Origin of the sequence: Halobacillus sp. Marseille-P3879 (assembly GCF_900240285.1) — a bacterium.
In the GTDB taxonomy this organism is placed as follows: Bacteria; Bacillota; Bacilli; order Bacillales; family Halobacillaceae; genus Halobacillus_A.
On record NZ_OESS01000001.1, the window covers coordinates 266,686 to 285,145 of the forward strand.

At 44.3% G+C, this 18,460-nt stretch carries 18 protein-coding genes and 2 riboswitches; of the genes, 11 read left to right on the top strand and 7 right to left on the bottom strand.

All coding sequences use genetic code 11. The annotated features are described in order from the left end of the window. Positions 1–24: 24 nt before the first annotated feature. From C1A12_RS01450 to C1A12_RS01465, 4 genes are read right to left on the bottom strand one after another with little or no spacing between them, the layout of a single operon-like run. The gene (locus C1A12_RS01450; RefSeq protein ID WP_101842077.1) at positions 25–1,329 is read right to left on the bottom strand and encodes a hypothetical protein; all 1,305 of its coding nucleotides are present in this window, start codon (positions 1,327–1,329) and stop codon (positions 25–27) included. Then, a complete protein-coding gene (locus C1A12_RS01455; protein WP_101843245.1) occupies positions 1,326–2,570 on the bottom strand; it encodes a M20 family metallo-hydrolase in 1,245 nt (414 codons plus the stop codon). Before C1A12_RS01455 ends, C1A12_RS01450 begins: the two co-directional genes overlap by 4 nt. A gap of 1 nt (position 2,571) precedes the next feature. Beyond that, the gene (locus C1A12_RS01460) at positions 2,572–3,879 is read right to left on the bottom strand and encodes an amidohydrolase (RefSeq protein ID WP_101842078.1); all 1,308 of its coding nucleotides are present in this window, start codon (positions 3,877–3,879) and stop codon (positions 2,572–2,574) included. A gap of 1 nt (position 3,880) precedes the next feature. Further along, a complete protein-coding gene (locus C1A12_RS01465; RefSeq protein WP_101842079.1) occupies positions 3,881–5,080 on the bottom strand; it encodes a M20 family metallopeptidase in 1,200 nt (399 codons plus the stop codon). Between the two features lie 188 nt (positions 5,081–5,268). On the opposite strand from C1A12_RS01465, the gene C1A12_RS01470 reads away from it, so the two are divergent. Further along, entirely contained in the window at positions 5,269–5,502 is a 234-nt protein-coding gene (locus C1A12_RS01470; RefSeq protein WP_101842080.1) for a hypothetical protein, read from the top strand. On the opposite strand, the gene dapA is transcribed toward C1A12_RS01470, so the two are convergent. After that, positions 5,480–6,367, bottom strand: a complete 888-nt coding sequence (gene dapA, locus C1A12_RS01475; RefSeq protein WP_101842081.1) for a 4-hydroxy-tetrahydrodipicolinate synthase — start codon at positions 6,365–6,367, stop codon at positions 5,480–5,482. The genes C1A12_RS01470 and dapA overlap by 23 nt on opposite strands. 127 nt (positions 6,368–6,494) lie before the next feature. Then, positions 6,495–6,673: riboswitch (Lysine riboswitch) on the bottom strand. A 424-nt stretch (positions 6,674–7,097) separates the two neighbouring features. On the opposite strand from dapA, the gene qoxA reads away from it, so the two are divergent. From qoxA to C1A12_RS01500, 5 genes are read left to right on the top strand one after another with little or no spacing between them, the layout of a single operon-like run. Then, positions 7,098–8,075 carry a cytochrome aa3 quinol oxidase subunit II gene (gene qoxA, locus C1A12_RS01480; RefSeq protein ID WP_101843246.1) on the top strand — a complete coding sequence of 326 codons (978 nt, stop codon included), beginning with the start codon at positions 7,098–7,100 and terminating at the stop codon, positions 8,073–8,075. Positions 8,076–8,095: 20 nt separating this feature from the next. Continuing rightward, entirely contained in the window at positions 8,096–10,033 is a 1,938-nt protein-coding gene (qoxB, locus tag C1A12_RS01485) for a cytochrome aa3 quinol oxidase subunit I (RefSeq protein ID WP_101842082.1), read from the top strand. A gap of 1 nt (position 10,034) precedes the next feature. Then, the gene (gene qoxC / locus C1A12_RS01490) at positions 10,035–10,640 is read left to right on the top strand and encodes a cytochrome aa3 quinol oxidase subunit III (RefSeq protein WP_101842083.1); all 606 of its coding nucleotides are present in this window, start codon (positions 10,035–10,037) and stop codon (positions 10,638–10,640) included. A 1-nt stretch (position 10,641) separates the two neighbouring features. Beyond that, the gene (qoxD, locus tag C1A12_RS01495; protein ID WP_101842084.1) at positions 10,642–11,028 is read left to right on the top strand and encodes a cytochrome aa3 quinol oxidase subunit IV; all 387 of its coding nucleotides are present in this window, start codon (positions 10,642–10,644) and stop codon (positions 11,026–11,028) included. A gap of 51 nt (positions 11,029–11,079) precedes the next feature. Continuing rightward, complete coding sequence (locus C1A12_RS01500) at positions 11,080–11,310, top strand: hypothetical protein (protein WP_145997025.1); 231 nt, start codon at positions 11,080–11,082, stop codon at positions 11,308–11,310. 44 nt (positions 11,311–11,354) lie between these two features. Here the strand turns inward: C1A12_RS01500 and C1A12_RS01505 are convergent, their stop codons facing one another. Continuing rightward, positions 11,355–11,630 (bottom strand): hypothetical protein, encoded by a 276-nt coding sequence (locus C1A12_RS01505; RefSeq protein WP_101842086.1) that lies wholly within the window; start codon positions 11,628–11,630, stop codon positions 11,355–11,357. A 272-nt stretch (positions 11,631–11,902) separates the two neighbouring features. Here C1A12_RS01505 and C1A12_RS01510 point away from each other — a divergent pair, with 272 nt between their 5' ends. Further along, a complete protein-coding gene (locus tag C1A12_RS01510; RefSeq protein ID WP_101842087.1) occupies positions 11,903–13,075 on the top strand; it encodes a TraB/GumN family protein in 1,173 nt (390 codons plus the stop codon). A 35-nt stretch (positions 13,076–13,110) separates the two neighbouring features. Here C1A12_RS01510 and C1A12_RS01515 read toward each other — a convergent pair whose 3' ends face one another. Beyond that, complete coding sequence (locus C1A12_RS01515) at positions 13,111–13,482, bottom strand: DoxX family protein (protein ID WP_101842088.1); 372 nt, start codon at positions 13,480–13,482, stop codon at positions 13,111–13,113. Positions 13,483–13,600: 118 nt separating this feature from the next. Continuing rightward, a riboswitch (SAM riboswitch) is annotated at positions 13,601–13,714 on the top strand. 90 nt (positions 13,715–13,804) lie between these two features. On the opposite strand from C1A12_RS01515, the gene C1A12_RS01520 reads away from it, so the two are divergent. The 4 genes from C1A12_RS01520 (at position 13,805) to C1A12_RS01540 (ending at position 18,427) form a co-directional block, all read left to right on the top strand. Continuing rightward, a complete protein-coding gene (locus tag C1A12_RS01520; RefSeq protein WP_101842089.1) occupies positions 13,805–14,854 on the top strand; it encodes a homocysteine S-methyltransferase family protein in 1,050 nt (349 codons plus the stop codon). Between the two features lie 992 nt (positions 14,855–15,846). Further along, positions 15,847–17,226 (top strand): MBL fold metallo-hydrolase, encoded by a 1,380-nt coding sequence (locus C1A12_RS01530; RefSeq protein WP_235001502.1) that lies wholly within the window; start codon positions 15,847–15,849, stop codon positions 17,224–17,226. Positions 17,227–17,229: 3 nt separating this feature from the next. After that, positions 17,230–17,493 (top strand): DUF3006 domain-containing protein, encoded by a 264-nt coding sequence (locus tag C1A12_RS01535; protein WP_101842091.1) that lies wholly within the window; start codon positions 17,230–17,232, stop codon positions 17,491–17,493. Positions 17,494–17,590: 97 nt separating this feature from the next. Then, positions 17,591–18,427 (top strand): YihY/virulence factor BrkB family protein, encoded by an 837-nt coding sequence (locus tag C1A12_RS01540; RefSeq protein ID WP_101842092.1) that lies wholly within the window; start codon positions 17,591–17,593, stop codon positions 18,425–18,427. Positions 18,428–18,460: the final 33 nt, after the last annotated feature.

Below are 18,460 nucleotides of genomic sequence, written 5' to 3' on the forward strand. Positions count from 1 at the left end.
ACTAATGTCGTGAATTCCCAAACATTAATTCCCTGTAAATTGAAAAAGTTTTCGCGGCCGGCCTCTCTCGCCGGATTGTGCTTCTCCTGATTGTTCCACGATTCCTACGCGTTCCATCTCTGCCAGGATCCTCCTGCCGTTTCTCTCTGTACTTTTCAGCCAGCGGGCCAGATCCTGAGAGGAGAATTGTTCGCGACGGTAATGATTCGCATAAGCTGTTATTTTGGATACCACCCCCGGACTGAGATTGACGTCTTTCATTTTCTCTTTCCAGGAGGCGCCGATTTCTACTGTGCTGTAATTGATTTGTTCTTCCTGATGCTTAGCTGAAATCGACTGGTCATCATCTACTACAAGCAGGATCGGCTTGTCGTAATCTTTAATGTGCCGGAATCCTAATCTTACGTGCTGCTCCGCCTGCAGTACGGTCTCGCCAAATCCAATTGAGATCTTCACCTGCAGACTGGTTTGTAAATGAATCTCGTCAATTAAGGAAAACAAATCCCCCTCGGTTTCAATGCTCAATTCCCCGCGGGTTGTAAAAATAAAGAAGAGTCCGTCTCCCATCTGCATCACGGAGCCGTTCGTCTTTTCGGCGATTTCAAATAACTGTCTTCTTACATCTAATTCCTGATATTTAGTTTTAAAAGAATAATAGAGTTCTTCGAGGTTATCGGGTTCCATTTCAATCCGACAGCCGATCACGGCGACTTGCGAGTTTCGATACAGGTTGGACTGCGCCCGTTCTTCTAAAAACTGAATGATCATTTTTATTGATAAATACGAAGGGGTTACACGATAAACGGGAATCTTCTTCTCTTTAAGCTGGAGATAGACGTCCTTAATGGAAGTAATGACTACCTCTATTTTCCCCTCTTCATATAAACGAGAATGAAATTGAACGAGCTCGTCTGCGCTTTTATTGCTTTCAAATGGGTGGGTGTAGTAGGTTAAGTCTTCTAGTTGATAGTAGGATAGAATTTTGTCGAATTCTTCGTTAGTAATCGTATCGATGCCGACCTGCCGGAATACCTGGTTGGAATTTAATTGCGCTTCCAGAAGGATTCCGAAAAAGCTGGCACCGTGTAAAGGGGGGAATGCCCCTTCATCTGCTGTTATCAGGTTGTTTTTCATTGCGTACGTGTAGTTAAGCACCCCTGAGAAAAACCATTGGTCTACGTCCTGCCGATGTTTTTTTAAAATAGAGGATACTTCTTCGAGTTGTTCATAAGGATAGGGCACAAATGAAATGTCCTCGAATTCCTTAGCAACATACATAATTCGCTGCAGGGAGTCGTGAGGGGCAATGACTCCTATTTTTGTTTTCATCGGCCCTCACCTGTTTCTTCCTTCAGATATTCCGCCATTACGTGGGATCCTTTAGCCAGATCTCTAATGGAAGCAAACTCTTCAGGATGGTGGCTGATGCCCCGGTCACAAGGGACAAACAATAAACCTGTCGGCCACTTCTCAGCCATATTCATGACATCGTGGCCGGCTCCGCTGTCCATGGATAATGGGATATAGCCTAACTTCTCACTAATGTGAGTAAGCTTTTCCTGGACCTTAGGATTTAAGAAGACGGAAGGGTTATCCACGAGTGTGTGAACGTGAATGCTGATCTGCCGCTTTTCTTCGGTTTTTTTACAGTAGGCGATGATGCGGTCAGCTAATTCTTTCTTAAGTGAATCATCTACACTCCGGATGTCTATCCCTAAGGTGACCTCGCCAGGGATGACGTTCATTACATTAGGTTCGAGCTGAACGGTACTTACCGTTGCCACAAGCGGAGTACCCTGTTCGCTGTTTATTAAGTTGGCCTGTTCCTCAACAAAAGTAACAAGTGGTGCAATAGCAGCGAAGGCGTCTGAGCGGTTCGTCATCGGTGTTGTCCCTGTGTGGTTCGCCATTCCCGTGGCTTTGACCTGCAGGCGGATCGGGCAGGATACACCTCGGACAATCCCAATGTTAGCCTGGTTGTCTTCAATTTGTGTACCCTGTTCAATGTGGAGCTCAAGGAAGCTTTCCAATGCGTGTTCAGGGAGTTCAGCTTGTTCAATGTTTTCCCAGGAAAGTCCGAATCCTTCTACTGCCTCTTTAATCGTGATTCCATCTCCATCTTTAACTGAAGCAAGCTCCTCTTTTTCAAGCAGGCCTGATATGGCTTTGCTTCCTATCGTAGATACACCGAACCGGGCAGATTCTTCTGAAGCAAAACAGATAATGCTGATATTCTTTTCAGGTTTAAAATCTTGATCTTTTAGTAGTTTAATGGCTGCCAGTGCAGTCAGGACACCGGCTGTACCGTCATAGCCGCCCCCGTTCTTAACGGTATCGACGTGAGAGCCGGCCGCGACTGTAGGGGCACTCTCATCAACTACCCATGAAGCCCATTGATTGCCGGCCTGGTCAGAAGAAACCTCTAAACCGAGTTCCTGCGCAATCGATTGAAAGGCCTGGTGGGACTGCTTTTCTTCTTCGGTATAACTCAGTCTTGAAAATCCTTCTTCGTAATCCATCTCATCCACTAAATTAAGCTTTAATAAATTGGTCTTAAGCCAATGGTGCATGTCAGTCAATTTCGTTCCCTCCTTTCACAATGTGAATGTAAGCGTCCAGTGCAACAGCTAGTACGCCTTCTTCAAAATCAAAATGGGGCGAGTGGTGGTTGTCAGGCAGCTGGGTACCGAACAGCATATAGGTGGCTTTTCCGCCTTGTTCCTGAACGGCATTCATCATAAAGCTTGCATCTTCAGATCCTGACACCAGCGCGTATGGGTCAACTCTTGTAATCAAGCTGCTCGCACTGCAAGCTTGGGTGATGGATGGGATAAGAGAGTCATCACAACTCAATTCTTCCGTTTCCCCGACAAATTCAATATTGGCTTCTACTTGGTGCATCAAGGCAGAAGCCTCAATGATTCTTTTGGCTTCAGTCTGCATATATTGATTGATTTCCTGCGTTTCGCCTCTTGTTTCTAGTTCCAGGTAGCCACGGTCAGAAATGATGTTTCGTCCATTACCGGCAATCAGCTTCCCAACATTTACCCGGCTCACTCCATCGCTGTGACGTGAAATCCCGTGTAACTGGGTGGTCGCAGTGGCTGCTGCCAGCAGAGCATTGCGTCCGGCTTCAGGCTTCATTCCGGAATGAGAGGATTGACCTTTGAAATGAACATTTAATTTAGATGAAGCTAAGAAGCCTCTCACAGTGGCAGCGATGGTACCGACAGGGAGGGGGTTGATGCCGATATGACCGGAATAAAACGTATCCACTCCTTGAAGCCAGCCCTTTTCTGTCATTGCCCTGGCACCGCGGCCTCCTTCTTCAGCCGGCTGAAACAGCAGGGTGAACCTGCCTTTTAACTGCTGGTGGTGTTCAGAGATAAATTGAGCGAGACCGAGGCCGATTGTCGTGTGGCCGTCATGACCGCACGCGTGCATGACGCCTTTTTGTTTAGAGATGAAATCTTCCTTATAAGGTACGTGCTTATCCTGTTCAGCTTCTTCAATCGGTAAGGCGTCAATGTCAAATCGGAAGGCGGTATGATCCCCGTTTCTTCCGGTATCATAAACGGCGACCAGACCTGTGTGACCCCCGCGCACAGTCTTCAGCCACTCTTCATCAACTCCGTGGCCCCGTGCCTGATCCTCCTGTTCCAGAAGCTCACTGTCCTGTGGAACCCCGTAGCGGGCATCACTTTCTAAGGCATCCCGGCCTGTGTATATCGTGAACCCCAGCTTCTTAAGTTCTTCACCAATAAAAAAGGTGGTGTAGTATTCAGTAAATCCTAACTCAGGGTATTGATGCAGATGTCTCCGCCACTGTTTTAGGGACGGCTCAATTCTTTTAATAAAATTACTAGAATGTCCAGCCATATTAATTCGCTCCCTGTTTTAAAGTGTTGAGTGTATCAACAGCAACTTCAGCCAAAAACTCACTTCCAAGAGGTAAGGCTTTTTCATTCAGCTTAAAACCTGGGTCGTGAAGCGGCTTCTGATTTTCAGCATCTTCTATTTGTGTGCCAAGCCATATAAACGCTCCCGGGTAATTTAAAAGAAATCTGGAAAAATCCTCACCAGCTAATGCTGGATCAATCTCAGGCGCCGCCTGATCACCGAGGATCTTTTCAACGGTAGTTCTTGCTTGGGCTGCCCACTCCGGTGAATTAATAGTAGCGGGGTAGCCATCAAAATAGCGGATTTCAGAAACAGCATCAAAGGCTTCAGCTGTTTGTTCAATAATCGTGTGAAATCTCTGCTTCACTTTTTCCTTTACTTCTGGTTTAAAGGTGCGGACCGTCCCTTCAAAGGTCACCTCATCAGGAATGACGTTATAGCTGTAGCCTCCTTCAATGCGTCCTACGGTAACTACTGCAGATTCAAGCGGGTTTACGCTGCGGCTAACAATGGTTTGCAGGGCTGTAATGATCTGGTTTGTAACAATAAGAGCGTCATTGCCGTCATGAGGCATGCTTGCGTGTCCGCCTTTTCCTTTAATCGTCACCCTGAACCTGTCGGAGGCTCCCATCATTTCCTTGTCCCGAATACCGACTTGGCCTACGGGGAGGCTCGGCCACACGTGCTGTCCGTAAATGACGTCGGGAGTGTATTCGGCAAATACACCGTCATCCATCATCGGCTGTGAACCTCCATATGGCGATGTTTCTTCTGCCGGCTGGAATACGAGCAGTACAGTACCACTCAGCTTGTGTTTAGATTTTTGAAGCGCATATCCTGCACCGAGCAGCATGGCTGTATGAGCATCATGCCCGCAGGCGTGCATTTTACCTTCATTTTCGGATATATAACTGAGGTCGTTCGCTTCCTGAATTGGAAGAGCGTCCATATCTGCACGTAAAGCAACAGTACCGCCGGGATTCTCGCCTTCTATAATTCCAAGGATGCCGGTTTTAGCAAATCCACCCTGCCACTTGATTCCGTATTCCGTTAATTTCTCTTTAACAAGTGAAGAGGTCTTATGTTCTTCATTGCTCAGCTCTGGATGAGTGTGTAAGGTTCTGCGGATCTCAACGATTTCGTTTTCAATTGATGTAATTAATTCTTTGATGGCGTCCAAAAAAGAACCTCCTTTATTTAAGGACAATTTCCTTTAATGTTCCGTTATTTATGTATTATAACAGAATAAAAATAAATTGCATCATTATTCGACGAAATTTTTAGAAAAATTATATTTATGCACGTCCCTACAGGAATATTCGAGCTTATAATGAAAGGCTGAGATCGAAGTACAGGGGGATAAGCAGAATGGGTTATTTTGTTGAAGGGCGGGTGAGAATGACGAATTTCGGTGGAAAACAGGTGAGACGGGAACCGGGTCGGGGGTTGACTAGAGAAGGAGTAGTCGTTCGTAGAAGGGAAGAGAATAGTCAATGCCTAAAGTTCACACAAAAAAAGCTTGTAGAAAAACACGCGGTTTCTCTACAAGCAAAGCCTCTGGCTGGTGGGGGCCTGTACGTTATCCAACTGCTTCAATATTAAGGTCGGGAAGCTTTTTCTGGAGCTCATTTTTTTCTTCGGCACTTAATGGAACCATCGGCAAACGGACATCACCGACATAAACGCCTTTCATATTTAAAGCTGCTTTTACCGGAGATGGACTTGGCGCTGCAAACAAAGCTTTCATAATTGGAAGCAGCTTACGGTGCATGGAGCTTGCAAATTGAACATCGCCATCGTAATAGCTGTGTACCATCTGCTTCATCTCGTTTCCTATAATATGGGAAGCTACGGATACAACGCCTGTTCCGCCGATGGAAAGAATCGGCAGCGTCATGCCGTCATCACCGCTGTAGACCGTAAATTCATTGGAAGTGCGGCTGATAATTTCTGTTACTGCATCTAAGTCCCCGCTTGATTCTTTTACGGACACAATATTAGGAACTTTGGACAACCGTACAATCGTTTCCGGTGACATGTTGACAACGCTTCGGCCAGGTATGTTATAAAGCATAACAGGCAGGCTGGTAGAGTCAGCAATCGCTTTGAAGTGTTGAAACAACCCTTCCTGTGATGGCTTGTTGTAATAAGGAGCAACAAGCATGACAGCGTCGACCCCGGTGCTTTCCACTTGGGTGGTTAAGCTGATCGAAGCACGGGTATTGTTAGATCCGGTTCCTGCAATGACAGGGACTCGTCCATCTGTGACTTTTACAACATAACGGTAGAATTCAATTTTCTCATCAGACGTCAGCGTAGGGGATTCTCCCGTTGTGCCACCGATCACCAAACCATCTGTTCCATTGCTGATTAAGTGGTTCACCAGTGTTCGTGTTGCATTGAAATCAATTTCGCCCTTTTGGTCAAACGGGGTGACCATTGCCGTTAAAACTTGGCCAAAATTCATTACTTCACACCCTTTTCTTTAATATTTTCGTACAGAGGTGGAATGGGCTCTTAAAGTGTAAGCGCAAAAAAGCAACAACGAAGGGAATCGTTGTTGCTGTAGAAATCGATAATAGTCGCATCGTTTCTGCAAAGATAGCCCTCCATATAGTCTCCTATATGACAGTCCTGTGTTTGTTCAACAGCAGAACCAGCATCCAGAATATGAGTTCCTTCCGCTTCGGCAAATTCCCCTTTTCACAATGGTCTTAGGACCTCATAGTCCTCACAAATGTGTACTGATGGTCTTCGCACCTCTATCCTCTCTTCAATAAATTGAAGGAAGAAAGTATTTAGTTGACTGAACTATAACAGAACATAAACGGAAATACAAGGGGAATATCCGTTTTATTTTGTTCCACACTAAGAAAAAATCTATTGTCTTATTAAGGTTCCCTTATAGGTTTTATCATAAACATATAAGGTTATTTACTTTTATAGTGACTTTGATCCGCGTATTTCCCGTAATACATATGCAGAACCTTGTCTATGTTACTTAAAATTTTCCAGAATCGTGACAGATTTTCGTCAAATTGATAAAAAGTTGTGAGCGATCAATGACAATTTCTTTAACATTATTTCAATTCGTCATATTTTTGCTATACTACTTTCAGCTAAGCGCCATTCATCGATTTTATTATGCGGCAGAGCCTTTAAATAAATGTGAAAAGGAGTGTAACCGAGTGAATAGCATGAAGCAATTCTTTAAAAAAGGGCTGATCCTACTTCCACTCAGTCTGGTCTTGTTTTTGAGCGGGTGCAGTCAGATGGCTGTGTTTGATCCGAAAGGACCTGTAGCTCAAACTCAAAGCGACCTCATTATATATTCCCTTATATTAATGTTGTTTATTGTGGTCGTCGTGTTTGTTCCTTTTGGATATTTTGTCTACAAATACCGTGACACGAATCCTAAGCTTAAGGAAAGCGACTATGATCCACATATGCACGGGAATACGATGATTGAAATTGTTTGGACCGTCATTCCGTTTATCATCGTCGTTGCGTTGAGTATTCCTACAGTGGAAACGTTGTTTGAATTAGAAAAGCCTCCGGAGTCTACGGACTCTGCAACAGAGGATACGGAAGAAGAACCGCTTGTCGTTTATGCTACAGCGGCAGACTGGAAATGGTTCTTCAGCTATCCGGAAGAAGACATAGAAACTGTTAACTATTTGCACATTCCAACTGATCGGCCGATTGAATTTAAGCTATCGTCTGCTGATTCAATGGCAGCTTTGTGGATTCCTCGATTAGGCGGTCAGAAATACAATATGGCCGGAATGGAAAATACTCTATATCTCCAGGCAGATGAAGAAGGGGTATATGACGGAAGAAACTCTAACTTTAACGGGGAAGGCTTTACGAAGCACACCTTTGAAGTCTATGCCGAGAGTGAAGAGGACTATAATGACTGGGTAGAACAAACCCAGAACGAAGCACCTGAGTTATCTCAGGAAGAATATGACGAATTACTCAAGCCTGGTCTGACGACAGAAGCTGAATTTTCTTCAACACACTTAGAGTGGGTCGATCATGGCAATAATGATGGGCGCGACTATGCTGTAAACCGCCATTATGATTTATATGGCGATCTCATGCACTTAGAAAGCCACCAAGAGGCTGAAGATTTTATGGGTGAAGAGAACGACGTCGATCATGAAAGTCATTAAAAGAAAGCAGGTGAGCAACTATGCAACTTGACGAATTTTTCGTCACTGGTGAACCGCTCATATATGCCGGGATGGTTTCGATCGTCCTTGTATCAGCCGCTATCCTGTTTATCCTGACGTACTTTAAAAAGTGGGGATGGTTATGGCGTGAGTGGTTAACAACCGTTGATCATAAAAAAATAGGAATCATGTACATTCTTAGTGCCTTAGCTATGTTGTTCCGTGGTGGAGCCGATGCGCTGATGATGCGTACTCAGCTTGCCTTTCCCAACATGAATTTCTTAAATGCTCAGCACTATGATGAAATATTTACGACACACGGAACGGTTATGATTATTTTTATGGCGATGCCGTTTCTCATTGGTTTAATGAACGTAATCGTACCGCTTCAAATCGGTGCGCGTGACGTAGCGTTTCCTTACTTGAACGCGTTAAGCTTCTGGTCCTTCTTATTTGGTGCCATGCTGTTTAACATTTCATTTGTTATCGGTGGATCCCCTGATGCCGGGTGGACAAGTTACACACCACTCGCCGGTGCGGCCATGAGTCCGGGACCTGGGCAGAACTTCTACCTGATGGGTCTGCAGTTATCCGGTATCGGTACACTCGCTACGGGTGTTAACTTTATGGTCACGATTTTGAAAATGAGAGCACCAGGTATGAAGATGTTCCAGATGCCGATTTTCACGTGGTCTACCTTGATTACATCATTTATTATCGTATTTGCCTTCCCAATTCTGACTGTTGCGCTGGCACTTATGACGCTTGACCGTGTCTTCGGTGCTCAGTTCTTCACTTTAACAGGTGAAGGGATGCCGATGATGTGGGCAAACTTATTCTGGATGTGGGGCCACCCCGAGGTTTATATTGTAATTTTACCTGCATTCGGTATTTTCTCTGAAGTTATTTCAACTTTCGCCCGTAAGCAATTGTTTGGATACAAAGCTATGGTGTGGGCGATTATTTTAATTGCTGGGCTCAGCTTCCTGGTATGGGTGCACCACTTCTTTACGATGGGCGCCGGTGCATTTGTTAACTCTGTATTCTCTATTTCCACGATGTTAATCGCTGTTCCAACTGGCGTTAAGATCTTCAACTGGCTGGGGACACTTTATAAATCGCGGATTAATAATACAGTGGCTATGATGTGGTCACTCGCTTTTATACCGAGCTTCGTCCTTGGTGGTATTACTGGAGTTATGCTTGGTATGGCTTCTGCAGACTATCAGTTCCATAACTCGTATTTCCTTGTGGCACACTTCCACTACGTATTGATTGCAGGTACTGTATTCGCTTGTTTCTCCGGACTGGTATTCTGGTATCCGAAAATGTTCGGCCACAAGCTTAATGAAACACTTGGGAAATGGAGCTTCTGGTTTTTTGTTATCGGATTCCATGTTTGTTTCTTCCCGCAGTACTTTGCAGGATTAGATGGTATGCCGCGCCGAGTATTTACTATTATTCCCGAGTGGATGCCGCTGAACATTATTTCAACGGTAGGGGCATTTGGAATGGGAATTGGATTTGCTATCTTTATTTTCACAGTCGTTTACAGCTATCGTTACAGTGAACGTGAGAAAACAGGCGACAGCTGGGGCGACGGCCGTACGCTTGAATGGGCGACGCCGACGCCGGTTCCTTTCTACAACTTTGCAACTGTGCCGCATGTAAACAGTCAGGACGTTTATATGAGTTTGAAGGAAGAAGGAAAAACGACCTTTGAAGAAGATGAATTAGAACCTATTCACATGCCAAGTAATACAGGTCAGCCGTTTATCATGATGGCCTTCCTGTTTATCGCAAGCTTTGGAGTTGTTTTTGAATGGATGTGGATGGCGATTGCCGGTTTGGCTGCAGGTATAGTTATGATGATCATCCGTTCCTTCGATTATGACGAAGGCTTCCATGTGGAAGTCGATGAAATTAAGCGTACTGAACGCTCGACAAGGGGGTTATAACATGAGTTCTGAGGAGCTTAAAACCGGCCCTTTGGAATATAGAACCCAGGAAGGTCAAATGACCATTATGGGTTTCTGGATTTTCCTGGCGGCAGAAATTGTATTGTTCTCGACTCTCTTCGCCACATATGCTGTGTTGTTTGGACGAACGGCCGATGCCACTCCTCCCGCGGAGTTATTTGAACCGGGCATCGTCCTGATCATGACATTTCTCTTGTTAACGAGTAGTTTTACGTGCGGACTCGCGATCCACGAAATGAGAAGAGGCTCTGTGAAAGGATTGCGTATATGGATGATTATTACATTACTCTTAGGCCTTGGCTTTCTAGGCTTTGAGATTTATGAATTTGTTCATTATGCGCATGAAGGAGCGACTCTCCAATCCAGTGCCTACTGGTCAGCTTTCTTTACGCTGGCTGGAACGCACGGTCTTCACGTTACTCTTGGTATCGGATGGGTGATCCTGCTGCTTATTCAAGTAACGCAGCGGGGATTGACGCCGCGGACAAGCAGAAAATTCTTTGTTATCGGGTTATACTGGCACTTCCTGGACGTCGTGTGGATCTTTATTTTCACAAGTGTTTACTTGATTGGGATGGTGGTTTAATATGGCAGGACATAATAAACGAATTCCTACACAACACGTCGTCGGCTTTGTACTTTCGATTGCATTAACGCTTTTAGCTACGTGGGCAGCTCTGGGATCTAATCTGTCTACGATGTGGATTATATCCGGTATTATGATTCTTGCTGTAATTCAGGCTGGAATTCAACTGTTCATGTTTATGCACGTCGTTGAATTTGAAAGCCAGAATGGGCATGTGCCATGGAATATGATGTTCCACGGGGCTGTGCTGGCAGCGATTATCGTTGCGGGTTCACTCTTTACGATGTCCTTTGGTTTTACCCACAACCATGATGGAGATCATCAGCATGAACAACATGAAAATGATGGTCAGGAACAGCATGATAACGGTGAACACGAAGGGCACTAAGCGCTGCTGACGGAGCGTATTTAACGAAGTATGGTGGTGATGGAATTGCAAATGAATGAGAAAGTATGCAACCAGGAAACTACAACAACCGTGTTTTCTCAAAAGCATATCCTGGGTTTTATGCTATGCATCTTATTAACTTCGTTCGCCTTATGGGGAGCAATGTATTCAAGCTACTCGCCAAAATGGTTATTATACGTTCTGGCAGCTGTTGCTTTTTCGCAGGCGATCGTTCAGTTATTTCAAGTACAGGATCGATTAGAGAAGCAATCGTATAAATAAATGAAAAAGCCCGCTTCCTAAAAAATGGGAAGCGGGCTTTTTATTTACTGGTAACTCTTATTAAACTTAGTATCTTGTGTGTTCACCACGTAAATGATGAACATAATCCATGCAATTTGGGAGACGAAGAGTCCTCCATAGAAAATTATCCATAGCGGTGAAAATGCAGCCGGTGCCGTGCTGAATACGGCCTGGAAATAGTATATCCACATTCCGACTAATAGAACCGATTGTACAACAGCGAGAGGCATTTTTTTCAATTTAATAAACAAGAACGGGGTCAGCGTTGACAGCATAAGGAAAATCATCACAATATCCATGTTAGAACAACTCCTTTATAGGACATTAAATGTAAGCGTATTCTTTTTCATGTTTCTATTGTAACAAAAAGTTCTTGAAAATGACACATAATGTTCACAAGTTTGATGGATTATTTATATTTTACCCAGAATGAAGAGGGAAATAACTATTAATTCCGCAGAAGCTCAAAGATCTTACTCTTTTCATTCTCATTTGCCCTTATGTAGTTTAATATGGTAAATAGTAGTTAACATTAATGAAACGAAAGAGATTGAACAAAAGGAAGGTCCGAATGTCAATAAACGATGAAAACATTACGAGAATATATTTAGATGATAAAGAACTCATTCTGATTGGTACCGCTCATGTGTCCAAAAAAAGTGCTGAACAAGTCAAGGAAGTTATCGAGCATGAACAGCCCGAATCCGTATGTGTGGAGCTTGATCAGCAGCGATATCAATCCATTAAAGACGGGAATAAATGGCAGGAGACAGATATTTTTAATGTCATTAAACAAAAGAAGGCTACACTGCTGTTAATGAATATGATCATTTCCTCTTTCCAAAAGCGGCTGGCCAAGCAAATGGGCATTAAACCTGGCCAGGAAATGATCCAGGGAATCGAGTCAGCTGAGGAGTCAGGAGCCACCCTCGTTCTTGCTGATCGAAACATCCAAATTACGTTCGCCCGGATTTGGAATAACTTAGGAGCGTGGGGGAAAGCTAAGCTTCTCATGCAGATTGTTTTCAGCATCTTCAGCAACGAATCGATTTCTGAAGCGGAGCTTGAGAAATTAAAGTCTAAGGATATGCTTGATGCTATGCTTCAAGATTTGACGAAGCATTTTCCTCGCCTGAAGAAACCTTTGATTGATGAAAGAGACCAATATTTAGCGCAAAAAATTAAAGAAGCACCTGGTCAAAAGATTGTGGCCGTACTCGGGGCAGCCCACGTCCCAGGGATTAAGGAACAGATTCATAAAGATCATGATTTAGATAAGTTAACTACGCGACCGCCTAAATCAAAGGTACCTAAATTGATTGGCTGGGCGATTCCTTTGTTGATTATATCTATTATTGCCTATACGTTCATGTCCAACCCGGCAGCCGGGACACAACAGACAATAAGCTGGGTTCTATGGAATGGATCCTTTTCCGCAGCAGGGACGGCCGTCGCTCTTGGACACCCGCTGGCTGTATTGACCGCGTTTATCGCAGCGCCTATCACTTCATTAAACCCGCTTATTGCTGCCGGATGGTTTGCTGGAGTCGTCCAGGCCTATTTCAGACGACCAAGCGTCAAGGATTTCGAAACTTTATCCGAGGATGCAGCGAGTTTGAAGGGTTTTTGGGACAATAAAGTAACCCGGATTCTACTGGTGATTGTGCTCGCTAACGTCGGAAGCAGTTTAGGTACAGCAATCGGCGGCGCGGATGTCCTGCGCGTATTTTTTGAAAACTTATAACCTGTTCCGTCTCTCTTGTTCGGAGAGACGTTTTTTTATGAAGATAGGAGCCTGTTGCGGTAAAGGACAACGAGCAGCACGAGCATAACGATGTCGAGTCTGGCACTGAACAAGGCATGGACAAATCCGGCGTGCAGAGCCGGTACTTTAGTGAGTAACAGGGCTCCAACCATAATGACCATTAAAGCAATCAAAGCAGGCTTCATGTATTTATTAAAAATTAATAAGAGTCCAGCTGTAATTTCAACCCAGGCTACCGTGTACATGGTTTCTACAGGATACGGAAGGGCTAAGCTAGTAAAGTAATCCGCTAATTCACTGTTGACGACTTTCATCAACCCTGACGTTATAAATACAAAAGCTACCGTGTACTTTAAAAATTTGAGAATCTCAAAAGAACGTTCCATCTGTTTGTCCTCCTTTTTTTAATAAGTGTATGTCAGAGTATGTTTAAAATATTCAAAAAACGGGTTGACGAATGGAGGAGAAAGTCTTTATAATACGGGAATAATTACATATAAAAATCTCTTATTCAGAGTGGCGGAGGGACTAGGCCCTAAGATGCCCGGCAACCTTTCAGGCGATGCTTGAAAAAGGTGCCAATTCCTACAGACTGGTGATAAGTCTGAGAGATAAGAGGAGGCGGACGTACACTAACGAAATCCCTCTTCTTATGAAGAGGGATTTTTTCTATGTAATTTAAAAAAGAGGCGAAGGGATGATGGAGTAATGAAACGAAGCTTAGAACAACGATTGCAGGATGGACCAGTAGTTTGCGGAGAAGGGTATTTATTTGAATTGGAACGAAGAGGGTACTTGCAGGCAGGGTCGTTTGTACCTGAAGTAGCACTGGATAACCCTGAAGCTTTAAAGCAGACATACCGTGATTATATGCTTTGCGGATCAGATGTTGTACTTGCCTTTACGTACAATGCCCATCGTGAAAAAATGCGCATCATCGGTAAAGAGGATTTACTTGAACCGCTAAACCGCCAGGCCATCCGGCTGGCAAAAGAGGTAGCGAAGGAGCATCCAGAAGAGGAAGCCCTTGTAGCAGGAAACATTTCAAACACAAACTTATTTAACCCTGATGACCCGGAATCGAAAGAGAAGGTTCGTGAAATGTTTGCTGAAATGGTGAAGTGGTGTAAAGAGGAAGATGTTGATTTCGTAAATGGTGAAACGTTCTACTACTATGAGGAAGCTTTAATTGCCTTAGAAGAAATTCAGAAGCAGGGATTGCCGGCTGTTATTACTTTTGGGTTAATGGGAGAAAATATACTGCGCGATGGATACACAGTCGAAGAGGGCTGCCGCTTGATTGAGGAAGCAGGAGCCCTGGTTGTTGGAATGAACTGCTTCCGCGGGCCGGCCACAATGCAGCCTTATATCGAAAAAATTTGTGACACAGTAGATGGACATGTCGGCGCTCTGCCGATTCCATATCGTACGTCAGAAGAGCATCCTACATTCTTTAACCTGCCTGATGGCGGATGTTCATGCAGCCTGCCGACAGAAACAACGTTCCCAACGTCGCTTGATCCGTTGTACTGCAACCGTTATGAGCTCGCTCAATGGGCAAAGGAAGCTTATGACAGCGGAGTGAATTATTTCGGGTTATGCTGCGGAGCTTCCCCAAGTATGCTGCGGGAGGTTGCGGAAACAGTAGGCCGTGAAGCAGTGAACTCCACGTATTCTCCAGATATGAAGAAGCACTTCTTATTTGGCTCTGATGAAACACTGCAGCCACACATGACGTCTTATCGTACAAAAGCATAAAGGAGCATGCTGGTATAAAAACAATTCTTTTTCTGAAGCAGCTCTGGCTCCACCCATCATGGAAAAAGCTTGTCGAGAAATGTTCTCGACAAGCTTTTTTTGCTGCCAGGAGCGAAGCCCTTCCCTTTTTTAGCGGACGAGCGCCCGAGCTTCCTCGCGACACCCACGCTCGGCGATCTAGGCTCACTCGTTCTTCCGCAGGAGTGGAAGGGGCCCCGCTCCTTAGAATTTCTTTTACTACAGAAAAAGACTCTCCTCACCTGGCTCATCTTGGATAGTTTATGGACAAACTTTTTCATGTTCTGGCAAGGAAGCTGTCCTCAGCACTTGTTTCGAAAACATTTTCTTATCCGGGCGAACGACAATAAATCACCTTATCCCGTTCTTTAGTCTACTGAAAGATAAAATTTAAGTAAAAATGCCAAAAATTAAAGCTGTCGAGACTTTCTCGACAGCCTGTGAGACTCTGCCAAGGCAGAGACTCCTTTTGGTGGGAAACCTGCTTGAGTACAAAACTTACTAAAAAATCATAGACATTTAGTAGCGCAGTTTCCTGGATATAACAGGTACCCGGCATGGGGTATAGGGGGCATACCAGGTACCTTCTGGTGGATCAATTACCAGAATCGTTTACGGCGGTCACAGCCGCAATCGTGATGCTTTTCAAATTTGAATTCGCAATCGTGATGTTTTTTAAAGTCAAAATCATGATGTTTTTCAAATTTGCAGCAGCAGATACAACGACATTTGCACTTAGGCTTCTCTTTCTTTTCACAACAACAGCGTTTTGAAAATGAATCGAGTCTGTCGTGGTGAGAACGGTGTTTAAAATCGTGTTCCCAAAACATAGGAATCCCTCCTTTCTCTACTAATTTATTCAGCTGGTGAGAGAGCTGTTTGTACACTTTGATAGAAAAATTAAAATTGGCACCTCCCTATTAGGCAAAAATAGTTTTTTCCTATGATAAAATTAAAAAAATAGGAGGTGCGGTATGTTTAAAAATGCAATTTTTATCTTTTTTAGTGCGTTGTCCCTTTTGTTTACGGCCGCATGCGGTGAGGAAACAACGGGACCGCCAGATGATCAACAGAGTCAGGATACGATGGAATCCCAGCAGGAACAGGAAGTTACCGAAAAGGAAAATACTGAGGAAGAGGAGGAATCAAAGGAAGAAGAGAATACAGTAGAGGAGCCGGAGGAAGAGACCGGGGATGCTGAAGACGAAAAAGCTGAGGGTTCTGCTGATGAGAAAGAGGTGCAGGATGAAAAAGAAGAGCAGCCATCAGAGGAACAAGAAGAGGTGGAACAGCTATCTTCAGACTTAACGGCTCATTTTATTGATGTCGGCCAGGCCGATGCGACTTTAATTGAGTTTGAAGACCAGGGTCAGCCGATAAGGATATTGATTGATGCCGGCAATTGGAATGGTGATCAAGTGATTAACTACTTACATAGTCAAGATGTGGAGCAGATAGATATCGCAATCGGCACCCACCCTGACGCAGATCATATTGGACAGTTGGATCGTGTAGTGGAGCAGTTCAACGTTGGCGAAGTATGGATGTCGGGTAATGAAAGTACCTCAGAGACGTATGAACGTGTCCTCGATGCGATTGAAAGTAATGGAGCAGAATACGTAGAACCTCGAGCAGGCGAAGCATTTGATATTGGTCCCTTAGCTGTGAATGTACTTTATCCGGAAATGGTCACCGGGGAATTAAATAAGGAATCCATTTCGTTAAAAATGAGCTATGGAGAAGTCGATTTTCTATTCACGGGAGATGCTGAAGCCGATGATGAAGCAAAAATGATCAACGGAAGTACAAATCTTGAAGCGGAAATCCTGCAGTTAGGGCATCATGGTTCCTCCACTTCAACAAGTTCAGCATTTCTTGAAGAGGTTAAACCAGAAACCGCGATTTACAGTGCGGGAGAAGAGAATCAGTATGGCCATCCAGGGGAAGAAGTTGTTCAACGGATTCAGAATGCAGGGATCGAGCTCTTTGGAACCGATGTTCACGGTACAATTAAAGTGACGACGAATGGGCAGGGTTATGAAATAGCGACAAGTGAAGAAGGAACAGTGGAGCCTTCAAGCAATGAAACCTCTGAAAGTGAATCAGCACAAGAGGAAGAGGAGCCGGAGCAGGAGAGCGAATCTGAAGCTGGAAATGCAGGGGATTGTGTGGATATTAACAGCGCTTCCTTGGAAGAAGTGCAGGAGATTACACAAATTGGTCCTGCTCGTGCCGAAGATTTAGTGAAGCAGAGACCGTATGAGTCAGTGGGGGAGCTTACTAAGATCAACGGCATCGGTCCGGCACGTATAGATGAAATTAAAGCACAAGGCGTCGCTTGTGTAGGGGGGTAAATAATGAAAGCCGTATATGACCGTTTAGAAGAGGGAAAACATGCGGTTCTCCTCGTCGAAGAGACTAATCAGGAGTATGTTTTGGACAAAGAAATGCTTCCTGAAGGCAGCCGGCCGCTTGACTGGTTTGAAATAACCATGGAAGGTGGGGAAATTACATCAATCCTACGTGACCCAGAAGCAGCGGCCGCTCAAAAGGAGAAAGTTAAAAATAAACGGAGGAGGCTGCAGAAGCGCAGCAAAGGGAGCAGGTTTAAACGGAAGTAAGGAAGCTGGTTCGGGCGCCTTATTTTTAAATGTGAGGTTAGAAAAAGGTCATGAACGGGGATAGTCCTATACAACAGGTTTTAGGAGGTCCCGGTTTATGAAAAAAATAATCAACTATGGCAAGGAAGTATTCGCCGAGTTTCAGAAAGATAATGTGCCGTTATTAGGGGCGGCCCAGGCATATTACTATTTGCTGGCGATCTTTCCTTTAGTTATTCTGCTTTTATCAATCTTACCTTATATGAACATAAGTGCTGAGGAAGCTATGGGCTTTATGCAGAGCGTGGTGCCTGGAGAAGCTTCAACAATTTTTGAGGAAAATATTATTGAACTGGTAGAGCAGCCTAACGGCGGTTTGTTAACCGTTGGTATTCTGGGTACATTATGGTCCGCTTCAAACGGTATTAATGCTTTCATTCAAGCTTCCAATATAGCTTATAATGTGGAGGAGACCCGTTCGTTTATAAAGGTCCGTCTACTGTCTATCCTGTTAACTCTCGGGATGATCATTTCAATCGCTGTAGCGTTAGCTCTTCCTATTTTTGGGGATGTAATCATTACCATGCTGAGAGATTTTCTTCACTTACCAGAGCAGACGGTGGGGCTCTTCCAAGTACTGCGCTGGGTGATCAGTATTGTAGTTATGGCTGGAACGTTAATGGCTCTTTATCATTTTGCGCCGGACAAAACGTTCCCATTTAAGGAAATCGTCCCGGGAGCAATTTTTACAGCTGTGCTGTGGCAGTTGTTTTCACTCCTTTTCTCTTTCTATGTAAGCAACTTTGCGAATTATTCTGCAACTTATGGGAGTCTCGGGGGAATTATAATTCTTATGCTTTGGTTTTTCGCTACCGGGATGATCTTAATGATCGGAGCAGAAATTAACGTCGTCCGCCACCGAAGAAAAAAACGCCGTGCTCAAGAAGTAGCTTAGCTTAAAAAAAGCAGGAAGCCTTTCCTTCAGCTT

Coding starts and splice junctions, on each gene's coding strand:
- C1A12_RS01450 (WP_101842077.1), bottom strand. CDS start 1,329: ATGAAAACAAAAATAGGAGTCATTGCCCCTCACGACTCCCTGCAGCGA.
- C1A12_RS01455 (WP_101843245.1), bottom strand. CDS start 2,570: ATGCACCATTGGCTTAAGACCAATTTATTAAAGCTTAATTTAGTGGAT.
- C1A12_RS01460 (WP_101842078.1), bottom strand. CDS start 3,879: ATGGCTGGACATTCTAGTAATTTTATTAAAAGAATTGAGCCGTCCCTA.
- C1A12_RS01470 (WP_101842080.1), top strand. CDS start 5,269: ATGGGTTATTTTGTTGAAGGGCGGGTGAGAATGACGAATTTCGGTGGA.
- dapA (WP_101842081.1), bottom strand. CDS start 6,367: ATGAATTTTGGCCAAGTTTTAACGGCAATGGTCACCCCGTTTGACCAA.
- qoxA (WP_101843246.1), top strand. CDS start 7,098: ATGAAGCAATTCTTTAAAAAAGGGCTGATCCTACTTCCACTCAGTCTG.
- qoxB (WP_101842082.1), top strand. CDS start 8,096: ATGCAACTTGACGAATTTTTCGTCACTGGTGAACCGCTCATATATGCC.
- qoxC (WP_101842083.1), top strand. CDS start 10,035: ATGAGTTCTGAGGAGCTTAAAACCGGCCCTTTGGAATATAGAACCCAG.
- qoxD (WP_101842084.1), top strand. CDS start 10,642: ATGGCAGGACATAATAAACGAATTCCTACACAACACGTCGTCGGCTTT.
- C1A12_RS01500 (WP_145997025.1), top strand. CDS start 11,080: ATGAATGAGAAAGTATGCAACCAGGAAACTACAACAACCGTGTTTTCT.
- C1A12_RS01505 (WP_101842086.1), bottom strand. CDS start 11,630: ATGGATATTGTGATGATTTTCCTTATGCTGTCAACGCTGACCCCGTTC.
- C1A12_RS01510 (WP_101842087.1), top strand. CDS start 11,903: ATGTCAATAAACGATGAAAACATTACGAGAATATATTTAGATGATAAA.
- C1A12_RS01515 (WP_101842088.1), bottom strand. CDS start 13,482: ATGGAACGTTCTTTTGAGATTCTCAAATTTTTAAAGTACACGGTAGCT.
- C1A12_RS01520 (WP_101842089.1), top strand. CDS start 13,805: ATGAAACGAAGCTTAGAACAACGATTGCAGGATGGACCAGTAGTTTGC.
- C1A12_RS01530 (WP_235001502.1), top strand. CDS start 15,847: ATGTTTAAAAATGCAATTTTTATCTTTTTTAGTGCGTTGTCCCTTTTG.
- C1A12_RS01535 (WP_101842091.1), top strand. CDS start 17,230: ATGAAAGCCGTATATGACCGTTTAGAAGAGGGAAAACATGCGGTTCTC.
- C1A12_RS01540 (WP_101842092.1), top strand. CDS start 17,591: ATGAAAAAAATAATCAACTATGGCAAGGAAGTATTCGCCGAGTTTCAG.